This is a genomic window from Chitinophaga sp., assembly GCF_036566945.1.
In the GTDB taxonomy this organism is placed as follows: Bacteria; Bacteroidota; Bacteroidia; order Chitinophagales; family Chitinophagaceae; genus Chitinophaga.
Genome location: NZ_DATCVJ010000478.1, coordinates 1 through 2,732, shown reverse-complemented (window position 1 = coordinate 2,732; position 2,732 = coordinate 1). Strand labels below are relative to the sequence as shown.

The following is a 2,732-nucleotide window of genomic DNA, read 5'->3' as shown; positions in this document are numbered from 1 at the left end:
ATGTTATAGCCTGTTGTAGCAACTCAGCGCCGGAGAAAAAATTCTGCTGATATTTTGCGTCCTTTTATCAACATCACCGTCTTATTATGGATAATGTATTATTAAATCTCAAATTTATCCAGATGAAACGTTTCTTATTTGCTGGCCTCTGCGCACTAAGTCTTACTGCTGCAATGGCTGCCGGTGTTGAAAAAAAAGCTAAAGCCAAAAAGGCAGCTGCTCAGAAAGAGCAGTGTTGCGAAAAAAAAGCTAATTGTTGCCCTACCGGTAACTGCTGCCATTAATTTATAAAATAAGGTATACGCCCGACTGGGGCGTGTACCTTATTTTATAGTAAGTGTTCTTTTTTTTTCTATTTTCGCCCCATGAAGTGGTGGCTCATATTGTTTTCATTATATGTAGTAGTGCTCTCTGGCATCCCTTGCGATTGTCAGGAAGATAACTGTTTTCCAACCGCCCCGGTTCACATGACCATTTATGCCACATCTCCCTAATAACACCAACCTATGGTGAACTACATTTATTTACTATCAATCAAAGAATGAAACAGATATCTTTCTTAGCAATATTGCTATGCTCATTTATCGTGGGCCAGGCACAACATACAATAATAGTCTCTGTAAAGGATGCCGATTCAAAAGCGCCACTGGCCGGTGCTACGGTGCTCCTGAAAGGCACAGCCAGCGGTACACAAACAGATGCCAAAGGATTGGCCATACTAACCAACATCAACAGTGAACATCCCGGACTTGTGGTACATTTCGTTGGTTACAAAGAATACAGCCAGCAGTTGAGCACTCCACTCCCTACAGATACTATACCCGTACTCCTGGAACATGCAGGAGAAGAAATCGAAGAAGTAGTGATCTCTTCTACCCGCAGCACCCGAACCATTCAAAATATTCCTACACGGGTGGAATTCATTGGAGGAGAGGAACTGGAAGAAAAAGGGAATATGAAACCGGGCGATATCAGGATGATGCTGAATGAAAGTACCGGTATTCAAACGCAACAGGTTTCCGCTACTTCTGCCAACTCCAGTATTCGTATACAAGGGCTTGATGGAAGATATACCCAGATCCTGAAAGATGGCTTTCCTTTATATGCCGGATTTTCCGGAGGACTGGGACTGCTCCAGACACCACCATTAGATTTAAAACAGGTAGAAGTGATAAAAGGTGCTGCATCCACCCTGTATGGTGGTGGCGCCATAGCCGGACTCGTAAACCTCGTGTCAAAAGCGCCTGCAGAAGAAAAAGAATTACGTTTTCTACTCAATGGTACATCTGCCGGAGGACTTGACATCAGCGGCTTCTATGGCCAGAAATTTGAAAAAGTGGGGGTAACTATATTTGCTTCCCGTAATAGCAATAAGCCCTACGCCCCTGGCAACACGGAGTTTACGGCCATTCCCAAATTTGACCGGTACGTTATTAATCCAAAGCTATTTATATACTTCAGTCCTAAAACAAAATTGAACGTAGGAATAAACGGCGTATTTGAAGATCGCACCGGCGGAGATATAAAATACCTCAAAGGCCATGGTGACAGTACACACAGCTATTTCGAAAAAAATAAAAGCACCCGGCTATCTACACAGCTGGCCTTCGAACACCAATTCAGCGAACATAGTACGCTGACTATAAAAAACTCGGTCAATAATTTTCAACGCACCATCACTATTCCTGATTATGTATTTGACGGCAAGCAACTGTCTTCTTACTCAGAAGCCACCTACAGCAACCAGCATGAAAACGTAGAGTGGATCGGAGGCATCAACTACTATACGGATAATTTCAAAGAGTATCCGGCGGTAACAGATACTTTTCCCAAACGGAATTATGATCAGCAAACGGTGGGCGCTTTTATACAAAACACCTGGAAAGCCAATCAGTGGCTGCAACTGGAAACAGGACTCCGGGGAGATTATGTGATAAATTATGGCTTTGTATTATTGCCGCGCATCTCCGCACTCTTCAACATTTCACCGAAAGTCAGTTCCCGTCTTGGTGGAGGATTAGGATATAAAACACCTACTATCTTTACAGAAGAAACAGAGCGGATACAGTTCAGAAATGTGTTTCCCATCAGCGCCAACAACAATCAACTGGAAAAATCATATGGTGGTAACTTCGACATTAACTATCATACTTCCTTCTTTGATGATAAGTTGAGTTTCAGTGTGAATCAGCTGTTCTTTTATACCCGGATCAATCATCCGTTATTAATGGAACCTGCCACCACCAATACCTACCGCCTCCGGAACGTAGACGGCGATATGGATACCAAAGGCTGGGAAACCAATGTAAAGCTGGGATATGGAGATTTCCAGCTATTCATTGGATATACCTTTACAGACGCCCAGATAACTGAGCAGGGCATAACGCGGGACAATCCACTAACCGCAAAGCATCGACTCAACAATGTGCTGATGTACGAAATAGAAGATAAATGGAAAGTAGGACTGGAAGCCTACTACTACAGCCCACAACCGTTAAGCGACGGCACCACCGGGAAGCCATTCTGGTTATGTGGATTTATGGCAGAAAAGTTATGGGAGCATTTCTCCATATTTATAAATTTTGAAAACATGCTGGATACCCGGCAAACCCGCTTCGACAGCATTTATACCGGCACGGTAATACATCCGGTGTTCAGGGATATTTATGCACCATTGGATGGTTTTGTAGTGAACGGAGGACTAAAGCTACGACTATAGTTCGTTAGAGATA

Annotated in this window: 2 protein-coding genes; both read left to right on the top strand. The window is 43.3% G+C overall.

Going from position 1 to position 2,732, the window contains the following annotated elements:
• The first annotated feature begins 86 nt into the window (after window positions 1–86).
• Window positions 87–284 (top strand): hypothetical protein, encoded by a 198-nt coding sequence (locus VIP81_RS14670; protein WP_331961998.1) that lies wholly within the window; start codon window positions 87–89, stop codon window positions 282–284.
• 257 nt (window positions 285–541) lie between these two features.
• Window positions 542–2,719 (top strand): TonB-dependent receptor, encoded by a 2,178-nt coding sequence (locus VIP81_RS14665; protein ID WP_331961995.1) that lies wholly within the window; start codon window positions 542–544, stop codon window positions 2,717–2,719.
• The last annotated feature ends 13 nt before the right edge of the window (window positions 2,720–2,732 follow it).

Bases quoted from the DNA above. Each gene is read 5' to 3' on its own strand.
- VIP81_RS14670 (WP_331961998.1), top strand. From the start codon at position 87: ATGGATAATGTATTATTAAATCTCAAATTTATCCAGATGAAACGTTTC.
- VIP81_RS14665 (WP_331961995.1), top strand. From the start codon at position 542: ATGAAACAGATATCTTTCTTAGCAATATTGCTATGCTCATTTATCGTG.